This window comes from Desulfofundulus luciae (assembly GCF_030813795.1).
Taxonomy (GTDB): Bacteria; Bacillota; Desulfotomaculia; order Desulfotomaculales; family Desulfovirgulaceae; genus Desulfofundulus; species Desulfofundulus luciae.
This window is the reverse complement of sequence record NZ_JAUSUX010000001.1, coordinates 19,213-36,674: the sequence shown is the minus strand read 5'-3', so window position 1 is coordinate 36,674 and position 17,462 is coordinate 19,213. Positions and strand designations below refer to the sequence as shown.

At 56.5% G+C, this 17,462-nt stretch carries 18 protein-coding genes and 1 tRNA gene; 1 reads left to right on the top strand and 18 read right to left on the bottom strand.

The annotated features are described in order from the left end of the window. Positions 1 to 23: 23 nt before the first annotated feature. From J2Z49_RS00195 to J2Z49_RS00120, 16 genes are all read right to left on the bottom strand, one after another. A tRNA-Lys gene (locus J2Z49_RS00195) sits at positions 24 to 99 on the bottom strand. 197 nt (positions 100 to 296) lie between these two features. Further along, entirely contained in the window at positions 297 to 1,580 is a 1,284-nt protein-coding gene (locus J2Z49_RS00190) for an adenylosuccinate synthase (RefSeq protein ID WP_307398752.1), read from the bottom strand. A 7-nt stretch (positions 1,581 to 1,587) separates the two neighbouring features. Further along, positions 1,588 to 2,982: an NAD(P)/FAD-dependent oxidoreductase gene (locus tag J2Z49_RS00185; protein WP_307398750.1), complete on the bottom strand. Its 1,395-nt coding sequence runs from the start codon at positions 2,980 to 2,982 to the stop codon at positions 1,588 to 1,590. Positions 2,983 to 3,365: 383 nt separating this feature from the next. Then, complete coding sequence (dnaB, locus tag J2Z49_RS00180; protein ID WP_307398748.1) at positions 3,366 to 5,123, bottom strand: replicative DNA helicase; 1,758 nt, start codon at positions 5,121 to 5,123, stop codon at positions 3,366 to 3,368. 113 nt (positions 5,124 to 5,236) lie between these two features. Further along, positions 5,237 to 7,150: a Lon family ATP-dependent protease gene (lonC, locus tag J2Z49_RS00175; RefSeq protein WP_307398745.1), complete on the bottom strand. Its 1,914-nt coding sequence runs from the start codon at positions 7,148 to 7,150 to the stop codon at positions 5,237 to 5,239. A gap of 704 nt (positions 7,151 to 7,854) precedes the next feature. Continuing rightward, the gene (rplI, locus tag J2Z49_RS00170) at positions 7,855 to 8,304 is read right to left on the bottom strand and encodes a 50S ribosomal protein L9 (protein WP_307398743.1); all 450 of its coding nucleotides are present in this window, start codon (positions 8,302 to 8,304) and stop codon (positions 7,855 to 7,857) included. Beyond that, on the bottom strand, positions 8,304 to 9,284 hold the full coding sequence (locus J2Z49_RS00165; RefSeq protein WP_307398741.1) for a YybS family protein: 981 nt from the start codon (positions 9,282 to 9,284) through the stop codon (positions 8,304 to 8,306). The genes rplI and J2Z49_RS00165 overlap by 1 nt, the downstream gene beginning before the upstream one ends. Positions 9,285 to 9,288: 4 nt before the next feature. Beyond that, a complete protein-coding gene (locus tag J2Z49_RS00160; RefSeq protein ID WP_307398739.1) occupies positions 9,289 to 9,612 on the bottom strand; it encodes a MazG-like family protein in 324 nt (107 codons plus the stop codon). A gap of 217 nt (positions 9,613 to 9,829) precedes the next feature. After that, entirely contained in the window at positions 9,830 to 10,063 is a 234-nt protein-coding gene (gene rpsR / locus J2Z49_RS00155; protein WP_013824528.1) for a 30S ribosomal protein S18, read from the bottom strand. 26 nt (positions 10,064 to 10,089) lie between these two features. Continuing rightward, complete coding sequence (locus J2Z49_RS00150; RefSeq protein ID WP_307398735.1) at positions 10,090 to 10,509, bottom strand: single-stranded DNA-binding protein; 420 nt, start codon at positions 10,507 to 10,509, stop codon at positions 10,090 to 10,092. A 78-nt stretch (positions 10,510 to 10,587) separates the two neighbouring features. Next, entirely contained in the window at positions 10,588 to 10,875 is a 288-nt protein-coding gene (gene rpsF, locus J2Z49_RS00145) for a 30S ribosomal protein S6 (protein ID WP_307398733.1), read from the bottom strand. Positions 10,876 to 11,342: 467 nt separating this feature from the next. Further along, positions 11,343 to 11,552 (bottom strand): DUF951 domain-containing protein, encoded by a 210-nt coding sequence (locus J2Z49_RS00140; RefSeq protein ID WP_307398731.1) that lies wholly within the window; start codon positions 11,550 to 11,552, stop codon positions 11,343 to 11,345. Next, entirely contained in the window at positions 11,530 to 12,423 is an 894-nt protein-coding gene (locus tag J2Z49_RS00135) for a mechanosensitive ion channel family protein (RefSeq protein WP_307398729.1), read from the bottom strand. The genes J2Z49_RS00140 and J2Z49_RS00135 overlap by 23 nt, the downstream gene beginning before the upstream one ends. An 18-nt stretch (positions 12,424 to 12,441) precedes the next feature. Next, positions 12,442 to 13,836, bottom strand: a complete 1,395-nt coding sequence (locus J2Z49_RS00130) for an aminopeptidase (protein WP_307398727.1) — start codon at positions 13,834 to 13,836, stop codon at positions 12,442 to 12,444. An 82-nt stretch (positions 13,837 to 13,918) separates the two neighbouring features. Beyond that, positions 13,919 to 14,521, bottom strand: coding sequence for a CvpA family protein (locus J2Z49_RS00125; protein WP_307398725.1), 603 nt, complete (start codon positions 14,519 to 14,521; stop codon positions 13,919 to 13,921). 77 nt (positions 14,522 to 14,598) lie between these two features. Then, entirely contained in the window at positions 14,599 to 15,678 is a 1,080-nt protein-coding gene (locus J2Z49_RS00120) for a YkvI family membrane protein (RefSeq protein WP_307399140.1), read from the bottom strand. Between the two features lie 125 nt (positions 15,679 to 15,803). Between J2Z49_RS00120 and yyaC the strand changes: the two genes are divergently transcribed. Then, complete coding sequence (yyaC, locus tag J2Z49_RS00115) at positions 15,804 to 16,409, top strand: spore protease YyaC (RefSeq protein ID WP_307398723.1); 606 nt, start codon at positions 15,804 to 15,806, stop codon at positions 16,407 to 16,409. Between the two features lie 27 nt (positions 16,410 to 16,436). Here yyaC and J2Z49_RS00110 read toward each other — a convergent pair whose 3' ends face one another. Together J2Z49_RS00110 and J2Z49_RS00105 are read right to left on the bottom strand one after the other, a co-directional pair. Beyond that, positions 16,437 to 16,670 (bottom strand): YkuS family protein, encoded by a 234-nt coding sequence (locus tag J2Z49_RS00110; RefSeq protein ID WP_307398721.1) that lies wholly within the window; start codon positions 16,668 to 16,670, stop codon positions 16,437 to 16,439. 121 nt (positions 16,671 to 16,791) lie between these two features. After that, on the bottom strand, positions 16,792 to 17,439 hold the full coding sequence (locus tag J2Z49_RS00105) for a phosphoribosyltransferase (RefSeq protein ID WP_307398719.1): 648 nt from the start codon (positions 17,437 to 17,439) through the stop codon (positions 16,792 to 16,794). Between the last annotated feature and the right edge of the window lie 23 nt (positions 17,440 to 17,462).

The window sequence follows — 17,462 nt, the reverse complement described above, 5'->3', positions numbered from 1 at the left end:
CTTCCGACCTCTGACTTCCATTTTGGTGAGCCATGGTGGACTCGAACCACCGACACCCTGATTAAAAGTCAGGTGCTCTACCAGCTGAGCTAATGGCTCACAAGAGCATTACCGGTTGATATAATACTATAGATGGACACCGGTGTCAACACAAAATTTTATGGTTGCTTGTTGCATGGCCGGAGTGTCGTTCATTAAGTTTTAACAATTAAAATGATGGCGATTTTCATGTTATTGAGACCGGCGGGGTGTTATCGTCGCCGCCGGCCTCATATTTTTCCACCGGGCAAAGGGAATTAGAATACCTCCCGGGTAATAATGGTTTCCTCCCGCCCGGGACCGACGCCAATTATGGCTATGGGAACGCCCACCAGCTCGGTGATGCGCTCCAGGTACCGCCGGGCACTGGCAGGCAGGTCCTCATAGCGCCGGGCCCGGCTGATATCTTCCTGCCAGCCGGGCCATTCCTCGTAAACAGGCTCGCAGGCCGCCAGCACCTTGAGGGTGGCCGGAAACTCGGTTAAGATTTCCCCTTTGTAGCGGTAGGCGGTGCACAAGCGGATGGTCTCCAAACCGGTAAGTACATCCAGCTTGGTGATGGCCAGGTAGTCCAGGCCGTTGATCCGCACCGCATAACGGGCCACCACGGCGTCAAACCAGCCGCAGCGGCGCGGCCGGCCGGTGGTGGTGCCAAATTCCCCACCCCGGGTGCGGATATGGTCCCCCAGAGCATCTTTTAGCTCCGTGGGGAAGGGGCCTTCACCTACCCTGGTGACATAGGCCTTGGCCACACCCATCACCCGGTCAATGCGGGTGGGACCAATGCCCGCACCGGTGCAGGCCCCTGCGGCCACGGGATGGGACGAGGTTACGTAGGGGTAAGTACCGTGATCCACGTCCAGGAGGGTCCCCTGGGCACCTTCAAAAAGGACCTTCTTGCCCTGCTCAATGGCTTCGTTCACGATGACGGACACATCGGCCACGAAAGGTTTCAACCTGCGGCCATAGCTTAAATAGGTGGGCAAAATGTCCTCCAGCTTAAATTCCTTGCTATGGTAAATCTCCCGGAAGATCTGGTTCTTGTTTTCGAGATTCCGTTCCAGCAGGCCCGGAAATTCTTCCTCATCCACCAGCTCGGCCATGCGAATGCCCACCCGGGCAATCTTATCTGTGTAAGCCGGACCGATGCCCCGGCAGGTGGTGCCGATGCGCCGGTCGCCCTTTCTTTCTTCCTCGCACTGGTCCTGCCGCCGGTGGTAGGGGAGAATGACATGGGCACGGGGACTGATGCGCAGGTTGGCCGTGGAAATCCCCCGGGCGGCCAGGTTATCCAGCTCATTCAGGAGGACCTCGGGATCAACCACCACACCGTTTCCAATCAAGCACAGTTTATCGGGGTACAGGATGCCCGAAGGAACCAGATGCAGCTTGAACTGCTGGCCCGCCACAACCACCGTGTGGCCGGCGTTGTTGCCGCCCTGGTAACGCACAATGAGGTCGGCCTTTTCAGCCAGAAAGTCCGTAATTTTGCCCTTCCCCTCGTCTCCCCACTGGGCACCCACCAGCACTAACGTTGACATGCTCTATTTACCCCCCCACTCTTTTCAGGATCTCCCGCGCCGCCACGATCCCGGACACCGACGCCTGGGCCAGACCTCTGGTTACTCCTGCCCCGTCTCCGGCGGCAAAGAGATTCTGTACCTGGGTTTCCAGCCCCTGGGTCAGGGCCAGGCGGGAAGAATAAAATTTCACTTCCACCCCGTAAAGGAGGGTGTAACGGGAATAGATTCCCGGCGCGACTTCGTCCATGGCTTTCAACATTTCCACAATGGCCACCAGATGCCGGTAGGGAAAGACCAGGCTCAGGTCTCCCGGCGTGGCCCTAGTCAGGGTAGGAACGGTGAGGCACTTGCGCATCCTTTCTTCCGTGCTCCGCCTCCCGGCCAGGAGGTCGCCCAGCCGCTGGACAATAACCCCGCCCCCCAGCAGGTTGGCCAGGCTGGCGATATACTTGCCGTAGGCAATAGGCTCTTTAAAGGGCTCGGTGAAGGTTTTGCTGACCAGGACCGCAAAGTTGGTATTCCCGGTTTTACGGTAGGCATGGGTGTGGCCGTTGACGGTTACCAGGCCGTCGTTATTCTCCATGACCACCTCACCGTAGGGGTTCATACAAAAGGTGCGCACCTTATCGTCAAAGGCCCGGGAATAATAAATGAACTTGGCTTCATAGAAGACCCGGGTCAGGGGTTCCATCACCGGCGCCGGCACTTCCACCCGCACGCCGATATCCACCGGGTTGACCACCGTGGTCAGCCCCAGCATCTGGGCCTGCCTGGCCAGCCACTCGGCTCCTTCCCGGCCGGGGGCCAGAACCACATGGCAACCGTAAATGATTTCTCCCCCGGCGGTAATTATGCCCCGTACTTCATTATTTTCTGCCAGGATGGACTCCACCGGATAAGAGGTGCGGATTTCCACTCCCGCGGCCAGCAGGTATTGTTTCATGCGGGCCAGGATCTCCTGGCACCGGCCGGTACCCAGATGGCGGATGGCCACGGGGATGAGTTTCAGTTCGGCCTGGGCGGCCCGGTGCTGAAACTCCTCGATGGCTTCCGCATGCTCCAGGCCGTAGACCATTTCCGGCGCCCCAAATTCCCGGTAGATTCTATCCACATAATCAATCAGCTCGCCAAGAGCTTCTTCGCCGATATATTGCTCCAGGCTGCCCCCAATTTCAGTGGACAGGGTCAGCTTGCCGTCGCTGAAGGCTCCGGCGCCACCCCAACCGCAGATGGTGGAGCAGGGATTGCAGTGAAAACAGGCGTTATTTTTTTCTCTGGAGGGACATTTGCGCTGTTCCAAATCCCGCCCCTTTTCCAGCATGAGGATTTTCAAGCCGCTTTTTTGCCTGATCAGCTCCAGGGCAGTAAAAATGCCGTCGGGACCTGCACCGACAATTATCACATCGTAAACCTGTTCCATTTTCATCCCTCCTTGAGCAAACCCCCGGGCATGTTCGTTTTTTCACCATTCAGAACATAAAAAGAACCCAACTGCCCGGGTCACCATGCCAAACACACTGATTTTAGCAAAGCGACAGGGGTATGTCAAGAGAAACGCCCTTTCCTTTTTAAACTGGAACCGCCAAAAACCCCCTAATCCGCTACTATTTTATCATATTAAATTTAAAAAAGGAAATACCAGCGCCCGGGATACACGCATCTCCCGGCCCTGGACCGCACCCAGTTCACGGAAGTGACGCAGTGGTGGGTATTTGCCGCTCAACGACAGTTCCCCGGTTATCACCAGCGAAGATGACAGGGGCCAGGGCAAGGGGAACCTTTTTTTACAACCGGAACACCTTGCTATTCAGGCCCTCCCGGTGCTTCCTCTTTGGCCAGGTTCATGAACCTGGTGAATTCCTTCAGGAAAGCCAGCTCCACCAGCCCCGTGGGGCCGTTTCTCTGTTTGGCCACAATAATTTCCGCTATGCCCCGCTTTTCCGTATCGGGCCGGTAGTACTCATCCCGGTAAATAAACATGACCACATCCGCATCCTGCTCGAGAGAATTATGCACTATGATATCGGCCGCAACAAAATTGTGGTGTCCTGGAACCTCAAGGTCATATACCTCTTCAATACCATCGGGCTCAATGCTTACCACTCGATCCCAAAAAACATCACTTTCCAGCGACCTGGGTAATGCAATGAACTCTCCTGGCTGTAGCTCGCCTAAGCATTTCCACCCTTCTAAAGTGCGGAACTTGTGGTTTGTCGTGGCACGCACTTCACGACCAAGCTGGGTACAAAGTCGAAATACAGGTTTTACCCCTGTACACCACACCTTGCCAACCGCGGCAGGCTCTAATTTCCATGTTATTTCATTAAGGGCCATAACCTTTACAGGCTGCTTTTCCCGAACTAAATCCTTGATTGGAACCCGGTGTCCACTGGCTAATTGCACCAGTGTTTCACCGGCCAGGCAGCCACTCTCCCGCAAATCGGACATGATGGGCCTTTTGTCCTGCCGCTGCTCCACCGACCGGCTGAGCTGGGCCAGGGCCAGTACGGGCACGTTCAGGTCTTTGGCCACCCCTTTCAGGGAGCGGGAGATTTCCGCGATCTCCTGCTGGCGGTTTTCCGCCCGGCGGCTGCCCTGCATCAACTGCAGGTAATCAACCAGGATCAGCCCCAGGCCCTTTTCCGCCTGCAGCCGGCGGGCTTTGGCCCGCAGCTGGCGGGGTGAAAGGATGGCTGTGTCGTCTATGTACAGGGGTGCCCTGGCCAGGCGGGCCGCCGCCTGGGTAAGGCGGGCCCAGTCCTCCGCGGATAAATAGCCGCTGCGCACCTTTTGCTGGTCCACCATGGCTTCTGCGCAAAGCATCCGCTGCACCAGTTGGGCCCGGGACATCTCCAGGCTGAAGACGGCCACCGGCACCTGGTGCTTTAAAGCCACCTGGTGGGCGATGGTGAGGCCCAGGCTGGTTTTGCCCATGGCCGGCCGGCCGGCTATGATGATCAGGTCCCCGGGCTGAAAGCCGCAGAGCAACCGGTCCAGGTCGGTAAACCCGCTGGCGATGCCGCTGACCGTTCCCTTGTTGCGGTAACGCTCTTCGATGTACTCGAAAATTTGCTGCAGTATTTCTTTTATGGAAACAAACAGGCCGGTGGAACGGCGGGCGGCCAGTTCCAGGATCATTCTTTCGGCCTCGTCCATCAGCCGCTCCACGTCTTCGCCGCCCTCGTAGCCCAGGCCCGCGATCCTTTCGGCCACTTCTATTAACTGGCGCAGGATGGCCTTTTCCTCGACAATGCGGGCATAGTATTCCACATTGGCTGCGGTAGGAACCACGTTGGCCAGGGAGGCCACATAGGTAACCCCGCCGATGAGTTCCAGGAGCTTCTTTTCCTGCAGGTAGTTGGTCACGGTGAGCAGGTCCACCGGCTTGCCAGCTTCATCCAGGGCGAGAATGGCCTCATATATTTTCCGGTGGGCCTCCAGGTAAAAGTCCTCGGGCTTGAGCAACCGGGCCACCCGGGGTATGGCCTCCCGGTCCAGGAACAGGGCCCCCAGCACCGATTGTTCCGCATCTATGTTTTGCGGCGGTCTTTTTTCACTCACAGTCCTTCACCTGTCCGCTTGGTAAGTAAACTAAAAAGACGTTGGGGAAAATACCCGGGCGGCAGTTTTTCAAGCCGCTCCTTTGGTGGCTACTGCCGCCCTTGTCCAACTGGCTATCTGGTGAAAATATGCTGCAGCATTTCCTCCACCGTGGTCACCGGAATGACTTCTATCCCCTGCAGGCCGGCCGGGACGTCACCTTTGTTTTCCGCGGGGATAATCACCCGGCGCATCCCGGCCTGGCGGGCACCGTAAATTTTTTCCACGATACCGCCCACGCCCCTAATGCGCCCCTGAATGGACAGCTCCCCGGTAATGGCCACGTCCTGGGGAATGGGTCTTTCCTGGATGGCGCTTAAAATGGCCAGGAAGATGGCCGCACCGGCGGAAGGGCCGTCAATGCGCCCTCCCCCGACCACGTTAATGTGCACGTCGTAGCTGGCCAGGTCCTCGCCGGTAATTTTGCGCAGCACGGAAGCGGCGTTGAAAACGGAATCACGGGCCATGCTCCCTGCCGCATCGTTAAAGCGGATGGTACCCTGGCCCTGGTTACGGGCCGGAAAGGCCACCGCTTCAATTTCCAGCACGGAACCCACAAAGCCCATTACCCCCAGGCCGAAAACTTTGCCTACCTCCATCTCCGGGGAGGCCTTGCGCAGGACGTATGGGCTCAGGCGGCTGGCCTGAATTACCTCATGGACATCCTGCAAGGTAATGCCTTCTTCCCCCACTTCTCCCCCGCCCCGGTAGCAGGCCAGGCCGTAGGCGTCGGCCAGGATACCGATGGCCTTTCGCCCCTCAATGGTGTACTGGCTGATCACCCCGGGAACCTGCTCGTCCATCCGCACCCCCAGTTTTTCCGCCGCCTGCCTGATGATGCGCTCGATGTCCTGCGGCGTCAGGGGTTCAAAATAAACCTCCGCACAGCGGGAGCGGATGGCCGGGTTAATTTCCTCCGGTTCCCGCGTGGTGGCCCCGATTAAAATGAAGTCCGCCGGCGCCCCTTCCTCAAAAAGCTTGCGCACGTACCGGGGCACCGCGGGATCATGGGAATCGTAATAGGGGGAGTCAAAAAAGACCCTTTTATCTTCCAGCACCTTCAGCAGCTTGGTCTGCAGCACGGGATCCATTTCGCCAATTTCATCAATGAAAAGGACACCCCCGTGGGCCTCGGTAACCAGGCCCAGCTTGGGCTCGGGCACGCCGCTGTCGGCTAAATCCCGCCGCGCACCCTGGTAAATGGGGTCGTGCACCGAACCGAGCAGGGGATTGGTTACCTCCCGGGGATCCCAGCGCAGGGCGGTGCCGTTTACTTCCACAAAAGGAGCATCCTTGGCAAAGGGAGAACCGGTGATGTTCTTGGCCGCTTCCAGAGCCAGCCGGGCAGCGGTAGTTTTACCCACCCCGGGCGGCCCGTACAAAATAATGTGCTGGGGAAAGGGGGAGGCCAGTTTGGCCAGCAGCGCCTTCACGGCCCTCTCCTGGCCCACCAGTTCCGAAAAATTCCCCGGGCGGAGTACTTCCATTGCCGAACGGGCCAGTTTCTTCTGCTCCAGCTTCTCCAAAATGGCGAGCTTCTTCAAGGTCTGGGCATTTTCCGGACCGGCATTTTCCTTGAGCACCTGCATTTTAATTTCTTTTACATACTCTTCGTGCCTTTGCTGCAGCTTTTCACTGATTTTTTTCTCCAGTTCATCTTCCACCGTACGGCGGGCCAGGATATCGGCAATTTCCTCTTCGATTTGCTCTAAAATAGCCGGAATCTCCTCTATACAGGGCACGGTATCCAGGGTGGGATCCTCAAACACCAGCTTCTGAAGGGCCAGAACCCTGTCTTCCAGGCGTTCAGAGCGCATTAAATGCAGGACATTCAGTTTCCCGGCCCGCAAAACCAGTTTATCCGAACCATAGATGTTGGCCACCAGGCCATAGAGGGCGTTCACCTGGCGGCGAAGTTGTTCCACTCCCTTGAGCCTGGCACCGGGTTCTTCCTTGCTGCCTTTGAACTTATGCAAAAAAACTTTCATTGCCCCGGTTACTCCTTTCTACGTGCCTTGCTGCATTATTCATAAATATTCAGTGAACCCGGTTGGATGCGGCCCAGCACTCACCTAAATATGACTCTGGTCCCGCTGTTTCAGGTTTAATTGATACATCAAGTTTTGGGAAGAGCTAATAATTCAGTGAGTGCTGGGTCCCCGCTCACTCCAGTGCTCCGCGCCGACAAGAATAGTATCTATCGCAAAAGCTAATAATTCTCGCCGCAGCGGCATCCGAAAAAGCTTGCATTGCCTAAAAACAATCGATGCCGCTGCCATACTCGCTTCGGGCCGCCCAGCACTCACTGAAAAAGTTATACTGGAAAGCTCTGCACTTACTATCTTGTTACAGCAAGCTTAGAAAGAACATCATTGCCGGTGAGTGCTGGGTCTTCTGCGGATTACCATCGACACTATTACCTCCCGACCATATTAAACTGCCCGATGTGTCACCAACAGGTGTTCTTCCATTTGCTTTCGTTTGGCGTCCTCGAGAGCCGAGCCGCCCAGCACTCACTGAAAATGCTATACTGGAAAGATTACAACTTACTATCTTGTCACAGCAGGCTTGGAAAGAGCTTTATTGCCAGTGAGTGCTGGGTTCACCGGGTGCTGTTACCGGCGTGTGCTGCGTCGTTCGCTCCGGACAGCGCCGCATCCTCCTCATAACGGTTTTACTGAAATATTTACCATTATTCTGCGGGAATTACTGCTACCTTGACCTGTGCCTGTACGTTGGGGTGAAGTTTAACCACCAGGGTTTGTTCACCCAGCTGTTTGATGGGTTCCTTGAGCAGGATCTTTTTCTTGTCTACGGCAATCTGGTGCTGCCGTTCCAGGGCTTCGGCGATATCCTTGCTGTTTACCGCGCCAAACAACCGGCCGCCCTCGCCGACCTTTGCCTTTACCTGTACGGTGAGCCCATCCAGCCGGGCGGCCAGCTCCCTGGCCCGTGCCTCGGCCTCTTCCTTTTTCCTGGCCTCGACGGCCTTTTGCTGGGCCAGCTCCTTCATTTTCCCCGGCGAAGCCTCCACCGCCAGCCGCCGGGGTATTAAAAAGTTCCGGGCATAGCCGTCGCTAACATTCACCACGGCACCCCTGGGGCCGAGATTTTTCACGTCTTCCAGCAAGATAACCTTCATTATTTATCCCCTCCTTTATCACCGTGACGACCTGAATGCCTGATATTCAACAGGGAATCCAGTAAACCCAGGGTGATCAGCATAAGGACTGCAAAGGGCCAGTACAGCAGCAGGGTCACGGCCAGCAGGATTTTTACCGCCCTGGAGAGCTGCCAGCGGGCAAAATAAAAGCTGACCACAGCCAACCCCAGAACCAGGTAAAGAAAAGCCCCAATGTATAAAAGGTTCTTTCCGATAGCGGAAAAAACTTGCTTCCCCAGGGCATCACCCCCCATGAAAAAGGCCAGCCCCAGGATCAGGACCCACACAAGGTACCAGGGAAATTGCCATTGTCTGAAAGGAGGCAGGGGCGTAACCACGTATCCCAGGCGCCGGAAAACCACTTGCCCCAGGTAATAGGTGATGAAGGTGGAAACCAGTGACCAGATAACCAGGTTAGCCGGCAGCAAAAGAGCGGCCAGCTGCATCATTTCCTGGAGCAGGCGGCGCAGCTCCTCTTCCATCCCCGGCTCGATAAAGCCCTGCTGGCGGTACCACCCGAGGAGATGGTCTGCGTCCTGGTGCATCTGGGACCCGATGGCCAGGGGATTAATACCCGTAATTAAAAAGCCCAAAACAAGGGTCACCAGGGTCAACCCGGCCGCAACCACGGCGGCTACCGCTACGGCAGGACCGGCCCGCACGTGGTTTTTAAAAAGCAGCCCCAGTAAAAGGCCCAGGGGGCCCAGCTGGATGACCAGCATCAGCACGGTAACCGGTCGCCCGTAAAGCACGAATAAAAGCGCCGTCGCCACCGCCAGGGCTAAGGCACCGGTTTTGAGATCCTGCCTCCGCACAAGCACGGCCAGGGGCAAGGGGGTGATGAGGTTGCTCAAAAGAAACAGCGGTGGCATAAAAAGACCAAGGAGGGCGATGACCACCGTCAGGCCGGCAAAAAACGCCCCCTCCACCAGAGCGTCATGGCGCAACCGGGAACCCAAGGGATCACCTCTTTTTTTCTACCAGGTGGGCCAGCAGGGCGGAGAGATCCCCGTACCACCGTTCCATTTCGTGTTCCTCTTCTATACCCTGGCGCAGTTTGGACTCCAGCTTGAGATCCATCCGGGTAAAGCTAATCCCCAGCCGGCGCCCCAGTACGTAACAGGTAATAATAATGCTGCTAAAGGCGTCCATGAGCCGTTCTTCATTACCCCGCAGCATGGCTTTGAACAAAGCAGAGAGGGAAGCCAGTAAATCTGCCTTCAACCACTCAATTACCCGTATGTTTTTGGCGATATCCGTATCATGATGGTGATGGGGTCCGAACATGGGCTGCCCCCCTTAGCGTAATCCAGGTGTAAATTCGCGAAGCGACCTTGCTTTTCCTGCCCCCTTCACTTAACTTGGGCCTGTTATTTGCTGGCCTCGCTGGCAGGGCATTTTAAAGGCAGGTACCTTTTGATGACGGAGCAACTCTCTAACATAAAAGACAGAACTTAAGCAGGCGCAAATAAATTAAGGGGAACCGGCAGTTCCCCTTCGTGTTTTACTCGGCTGTAAAAGGCAGGAGGGCTATGTTTCGCGCCCTTTTAATGGCCACGGTCAGCATCCGCTGGTGCCGGGCACAGTTCCCGGATATGCGCCGGGGTAAAATCTTACCCCGCTCGGTAATGTATTTTTTCAGCCGGGGTACATCCTTGTAATCGATAATGTCTATTTTATCCACGCAGAAGTTGCAAATGCGTTTCTTGCCCCGGCGTCCCCTTTCCCTCTTCGCCAATGAAGTCACCCCTTACCGCATAGCTTTTAAAAGGGTATATCGTCCTCGCTGAAGTTAACTTCGCTGTATCCACTTTCAGCCAGTGCAATGTCATTGCTCCCGGCGCCTATAGTAGCCTGGCCCTCCCGGGGCCGGTCCAGGAAGCGCACCTGTTCGGCCACCACTTCGGCCGCCTTGCGCCGCACTCCCTGGCTGTCGTCATAGGAACGGATCTGCAGGCGGCCTTCCACGGCCACCAACCGACCTTTACCCAGGTACTGCGTACAAATTTCCGCCTGCTTCTGCCAGACCACGATGTCAATAAAATCAGTCTCCCGCTCCCCCTGCCGGTTGGCAAAGGGGCGGTCCACCGCTATGGTAAATCTGGCCACCGCCACACCGCTGGGCGTGTACCGCAGTTCGGGCTCCCTGACCAGTCGCCCGATTAGAATGATTTTATTGAGCATCTTTCCACCGCCTCGGTTTTATTCTCCCCCCGGCAGGGCAGGCCGGTTTTTAAAACCGGTCGGTTGTCGGGAGATTTTTTAAGCCGCCTGGCGCACAATGATGTGACGCAGCACGTCTTCCGTGATCTTGAGTACCCGGTCCAGCTCCTGGGCCACCTCCGGAGCGGCATTGAAATGCATGATCATGTACAGGCCTTCCCGGGTGTGGGCGATTTCGTAGGCCAGGCGGCGCTTGCCCCATTTCTCCAGCCTGGTGACTTCCCCGCCATGGTTTTCTACGAGAGATTTGAACTTTTCCGCCACCTCGCCGGCCCTTTCATCGTCAAGATCCGGGCGCAGAATGAAAACACATTCATAGCTGCGCACTGAACACACCTCCTCCCTTTGGACTGCTGGCCCTACCCTCCTGGGGGTAGAGCAGGGCGGATGACGTTAAAAATTTGACTTGAAGATTATAGCATAATAATGTCCAAATAGCAACAACCTGCAGCCACTGAAGTATCCCCAGTTTTTTAAAGCCCCTGTTTTGGTTCGGTAGCGAGCGACTTGAGCCGAGCGGCCAGCCAAACTTTGCGAGGCGAAAAGCGAAGGCAGGCCCGAGGGCTGGATGCCCGAGGCCGGCAACTGAGGCAGGATGCCGAATTTGCCGGGAAGCCTGCCGGAGCTTTGAGCTGAGCACTAGTTTGGCCCGCGAGGCTCACCGGAGCGAGCGGGAGCCAAAACAGGGTAGTTGGAATGTGGGGATAACTCAACCTGCAGCCATTCTGTACAATCTCAGATACCTTGGCCCCGAGAAGAGATCCGGTTCTCTATGGAGCAAATAGTATAGCCCATTATTTTCCTGTTTGATTATCATCCCGACCCGAGCGCACAATTGCCCGCACGCTTTTTTCGAACTTCGGCCGGGGGATCATGACCACCCGCCCGCAGGTGAGGCACCTGATACGAAAATCGATCCCGGTGCGCATCACTTCCCATTGGTCACCTCCGCAGGGGTGGGGCTTGCGCGTTCTTACCACATCACCAACCTGATACCTGATCACGCCTTGCACCTCCGCTCATGCTCAACACCACCCGCCTGGGATAAGGTATTTCGATGCCTTCCCGGTCAAAGGCTTCTTTGATCCGGCGCCGCAGCTCCCGCTCCACATACCATTGCTGCATGGGTTTGGTGTAGGCAATGATCCTGAACACCACATCCGATTGACCGAAATTTACCACCCCCAGCACATGGGGGCCTTCGGCTATGATATCGGCCATGTCCCGGGCAGCCTGCTCGCAGACCTGTTGCAGCACAGCCGTAACGCGGTCCAGGTCTTCCTCGTAGGCAACGCCCACTTCCACCAGGGCCCGCATATTGCCCCGGCTGTGATTGGTGACCTGAGTAATCTGGCCGTTAGGGATGATGTGCAGTTCCCCGCCAAAATCCCGCAGGCGGGTCACCCGCAGGCCCATCTCTTCCACCGTACCGCTTACCCCGGCCGCGGTAATGTAGTCTCCGACGGCAAACTGGTCCTCCAGCAGAATAAAAAACCCGGTGATCACGTCCCGGACCAGGTTCTGGGCGCCAAAGCCAACGGCCAGGCCCACCACGCCGGCCCCGGCCAGGATGGCTTCGACCCGCACCCCGAAGAGGTTCAAAATGGTAACCATGGCGATAAAGTAGACGGTGTAGTGAAGGCCGCTTTTCAGCAGGGTGCGCAGGGTCTGTGCCCGCCGGCCGTCAACGGGGCCAATCTTGTTCCAGTTATTGAAAAAACGTTCCACAGCCGCGTCGCCCAGGCGCATGACCACGAAGGCCAGCACGAGGATGAGTAAAATCTTGATGGCCGTACCTAATACTTTACCCCAGTCAACGGCGGCCACCTGGGCCAGGACCACTTGCATCATTGGTGAACCTAAAATACTTTCCATGGCAACGACCCTCCGTCTTTAAGCCCCGAGGAATGCCCGGTATCCCCGGTAAGCCATGTAAATGTCCACCTTGTGGGCCACCTCAAAGGGTGAATGCATCCCCAGCAGGGGAACCCCGCAGTCCACCACGTCCATGCCATGCATGGCCAGCAGATAGGCAATGGTACCGCCGCCCCCCTGATCCACTTTTCCTAAAAGGCCGCTCTGCCAGGCCACACCATGCCGGTTAAACAGGTGTCGCACCAGGCCCATAAACTCGGCGTGGGCATCGCTGGCCCCCTTTTTACCTCCGGAGCCCGTGTACTTGGTCAAAACCACGCCGTGCCCCAGCCGGGCGGCATTCAGTTTATCCATTACATCGGGATAATTGGGGTCGAGCCCGGCATTCACATCGGCCGAAAGGGCCCGGGAGCTGGCCAGGATCCGTCGCAAAACCAGCTCACTGTACCGGGGAACAATCCGGGCGGCCAGCTCGGCCACAAAATTGGTGAAAAAGGCCGAGTACATCCCGGTATTGCCCACACTGCCGATTTCCTCCTTGTCCACGAAGAGGGCTACCGCCGTTCGCGATGGGGCCGGCAAGTCCACTATGGCCCTCAGGGTGGTAAAAACGCTCACCCGGTCATCCTGGCCGTAGGCCCCAATCATGCTCCCATCCAAACCCACATCCCGGGCCGGCCAGGCCGGCACGGCTTCAATTTCCGCGCTGATAAAATCTTCCTCCTGCAACCCGTATTCCCGGTTCAGATAATCGAGCACGGTTTGCTTGATTTTTTCCTGCACCTCCCCGCCGGCTACCGGCAGGCCGCCCACCAAAAGGCTCAATCCCTCTCCGGTAATCCCTTCACCCATTTTTTTCTCCATCTGGTCCCTGGCCAGGTGGGGGAGCAGGTCGGCTATGGTAAAGACCGGGTCCGTTTCCCTTTCTCCAATGACTACTTTGATCACCTGCCCGTCTTCCTTTACCACCACCCCGTGCAGGGCCAGGGGAATGCCAACCCAGTGGTACTTTTTAATCCCCCCGTAGTAGTGGGTCTTAAACAGGGCCAGGTCCGCCTCTTCGTAAAGCGGCATCGGTTTTAAATCCAGGCGGGGGCTGTCCCCGTGGGCGCCCACAACGTTCAAACCTTTTTCCAGGGGTTCGCTGCCGATGACGGCCATGGCCATGCATTTGCCCCGCCAGGTGGTAAAAACCCGCTCTCCCGGTTGCAGGGCGGCGCTTTGTTCCAGCGGAACAAACCCCCTGTTTTGAGCCGTCGTAACAGCCAGGTCGATGGTTTCCCGTTCCGTCTTAGCGGCGGAGACGAACTGTCGATAATCTTCCGCCAGGTTCATTACCTCCTCCCGCTCCGAGCTGTTCAGCTTTGCCCAAACCGGAGTTGTGCCGGATTGATTCTTTTTGTTCTGTGTCATTTTTTCACTCCCCCTATCAATGTACTCCAGACGAAGGTATTATTTCCCCACTGCCGGCAACTTAGCATTTCATGGCCCTTTTTTAGGTATAGCGGGCCATAAAAACGGGTATCAGCTTTTGTAACGCTTCAACAACGGGGGTCAGGAATTGAACCAGGCGAGATGACTCAACTGCCCGGGCAAGCCATGGGAAGGGCTCACCGGGAAGCCAGGAGCTGGCTGCATTCTGAAGGGCAAAGATCACGGCCAATAATATAGCCGCCGCCACGATCCCCCGGACAATGCCCAGGAACAGCCCGCCGGCGCGGTCCACGGGACCGAGAAAGCTGAACCTGGCTGCCCCGGCCAGTAGTTGTCCCAGCCATCCGATCAAGCGGGCCACAACCAGCAGAATGACCACAAATGACAGTACTTCAAGCAGGCCCTGGGCCAGATACCGGTTCCATCCCGACAGGGGCCCGGGAACCAAACCAATGGCAGGGGAGGCAATCCAGGAATTAAGCCATTGCTCCAGGGGCCATTGCTGCCTGAGGTATGTCGCCAGGGGGGCCTGAAATTCCCTGGCCAGGACCAGGCCTACAAGCAGGCCGCACAGCCTGGCCAGGCCGGCCACCAGGCCGGTTTGAACGCCCCGCCATGTCGACCAGCCAATCATCCACAGCAGAATCAAATCAAGCCAGTTCAATAAACCAAACCGCCCTTTCTTTTTGCCCGTTTTATTTTTGGAGATCTTTTTTCTCGCATCACCTGTCCGATTCCTCCCTATTTCCAGTCCTTGAGGAGCCACTTTAACTTAAAGGGCGTGATCAGGAGGCCAGCCGTGATCACCAGGCCGGCATAACCAAACAGTGGGTAAAGTATTTGTACCAGCCGGGTAAAATCCATCCTGGCCAGGGGAAGGGTGAGTAAAATAGTCCCCAGACCCACCAGGCGGTAGGACCGGCCCCCGCCGGGAGCCAGCCGGCTGGCAAAGCCATGGGCGTCCGCAATGGCGGTGGTTATAATGGCCAGCCAGATCAACATACCCAGCCCATGCCGCCAGCCTTCCCCGAGGCCGCCGGCAATACACAAAAGCGGCACCTGGTAGCGTATTATCTGGGGATAAAAAAACAGCCCCGCCAGGGTGACCAGAGTTGCCGTGATGCCCAGGGCAATCCCGCCGGTAAACCCTCCCACAACCCCCGGCCTTTGCTCCACACTGCGCCCCAGTGAGGACAATACGGCCAGCGGCACAACCATGTTGTAGGACACGTAAAGTATGCTGGACCAGAGCCAGTGCCGGCCTGCACCGGCCAGTGGCCTGCCTGCTTCCGCAAGCTCAGGCCACCCGCCGTGGTGAATAACGGCGAGAAGGCAAACCAGGGCGATAATGCATACTTTCACCGGCACCAGGATCATGTTTGCCACGAGTACCCCTTCCAGCCCGCCCAAAATGACCAGGGCCGTGATCAGTGCGGCCAGCATTGCCCCCAGTTCCGTGGGAAGGCCGAATTGTTCATTGATTAAGGCACCGCTACCGGCCAGCATTACGGCCAGTCCTCCCGGCAACATGGCCAGGCTCAGCCAATCTACCACCCGGGCCAGCCCGCGCCCCGTCAAGAGCGGGAGCAGTTCCGCGTAACTGCTGCACCCAAGGGCCGTAGTGAAGGTCATCAACTGAAATCCCAGTATGCCAAAGAGCAGGGTTGCTAAAATGACGCCCCAGAGCCCTTTTTCTCCATAAATAATAAAGAACTGCATGATTTCCTGTCCGGAGGCAAACCCGGCACCAATCACCGTGCCAACATAAAGGGCACTGACCTGAAACCATTGCCGGAACCAACCGTTTCCCGGCAAGTCCACCACCCCCTTTTCCATTCTTATGCATCGGTGGTGACAGGTTGACCAAAATTAAACTTCCCGGGAATAATTCCGGGCCTGGGGGGAAATAAATATACTAGTTATTGGCAAATCAGGGGGAATTCAAGATGGTTGACAAGGCCCAGGATATACAGGATTTTATGGCCGGCGGAAAGACAAGGGTTCATATAGAAGATCCCATGGCGGCGAAAAAATTTGGTTATGATCTTTTAGCCCGCCTGGAGCGAAACGGCGGGCTGTCCGGCCAGCCTCTGGTTCTTTTGTGTATTGGTACCGACCGGTCAACCGGCGACTGTCTCGGGCCGCTGGTGGGCACCAGGCTGGCCTCCACCAGCCAGGATCTTTTTGCCGTTTACGGCACCCTGGACCAGCCGGTGCATGCCCGCAATTTGCGGGAAAAGATGGATGAAATCTACCGGGTGCACCAGAATCCCCTGGTAATCGCCGTGGATGCATCCCTGGGCAGTGTGGACAGCGTAGGCTTTATTACCATAGGGGATGGTGCCCTGCACCCGGGAGCCGGAGTAAATAAAAAACTGCCTCCGGTGGGTGAGATTCATATCACCGGCATTGTTAACGTGGGCGGTTTTATGGAGTACCTGGTCCTGCAGAACACCAGGCTGAATCTGGTTATGCGCATGGCCGAAGTTATTACCCAGGGGATATTGCAGACCGTATCCCTCTGTACTAAAAAAGAAACCCGGGAAATTTGACCCGGGTTTCTTCTATGATGTTTTTAATTATTCCAGTTCTTTAATTCTTGATAAAATCTGGTCCGGTGTTTTACCGGCCGCATCAATCACCGGTACCTTTGTGGTAATGTCCTGCATGTTCATGGTGTTGATATCCAGCCCCGTAACCACCGTGGCCAGGACATTTTCATTGCTGCCGGGGTTTACCACCGTATAACCCTGCTCCCGCAGGAGCTCCCTTAACCCCGTTAAGGTTTCTTCCACAGCAATTTTTTTGGCCATATTCAAGCACCTCCCGTTCTCTGTTAGTATGACCGGTAGATGCTTTTTTAACTCACCCCGCCGGGAAGTTCCCGCCTTTTGCCATCCCTGCTCGCGAAACGAGGGCAAAGAGCGGGTGATTTTACGCCTGTTGAGCCGTTCCTTCTTTTAATATCTGGATCACTTCCTGATCGGTGGTCTGGCTGAAATCCCGGTAAAACTGCCCCACGGCGTAAAAATCGTCCGGAACTGCCAGTACCACCAGATGGTCCACCTCGTCTTCCAGCCGGTCCAGGGTGTCCCGCGGCGCCACCGGAACGGCCAAAATGAGCTTCTGGGGCTTAAATTTTTGCCGGATCCAGCGCAGGGCTGCCTGCGCCGTGTAGCCGGTGGCTATGCCATCGTCAACAACGATAATGCACCGCCCGCTGTAATCCGGGTATTCAACCCCGCCCCGGTACAGGATCATCCGCCTTTTTATTTCCCTTTTCTGTTCTTCCACGAGACCGGTCAGATCTTTTTCTTCCAACCCCAGAAAAGCAAGCAATGAATGGTTGAAAAAGGTTGTTCCGTCCTGCGTCACTGCTCCGATGGCCACCTCTGGATTGTGCGGCGCCCCAATTTTTCTGGGGATAATCACGTCGATGGGCATGCCCAGTGACCGGGCGATTTCCGCCCCCACCACCACCCCTCCCCGGGGTATGGCCAGCACCAATCCGTTGTTCTTGCAGGCGCCAGCCATTTCTTTGGCCAACTTTCTACCCGCTTCAACACGGTCGGAAAAAATCATCTGGCTGCCACCACCTTTTTTTA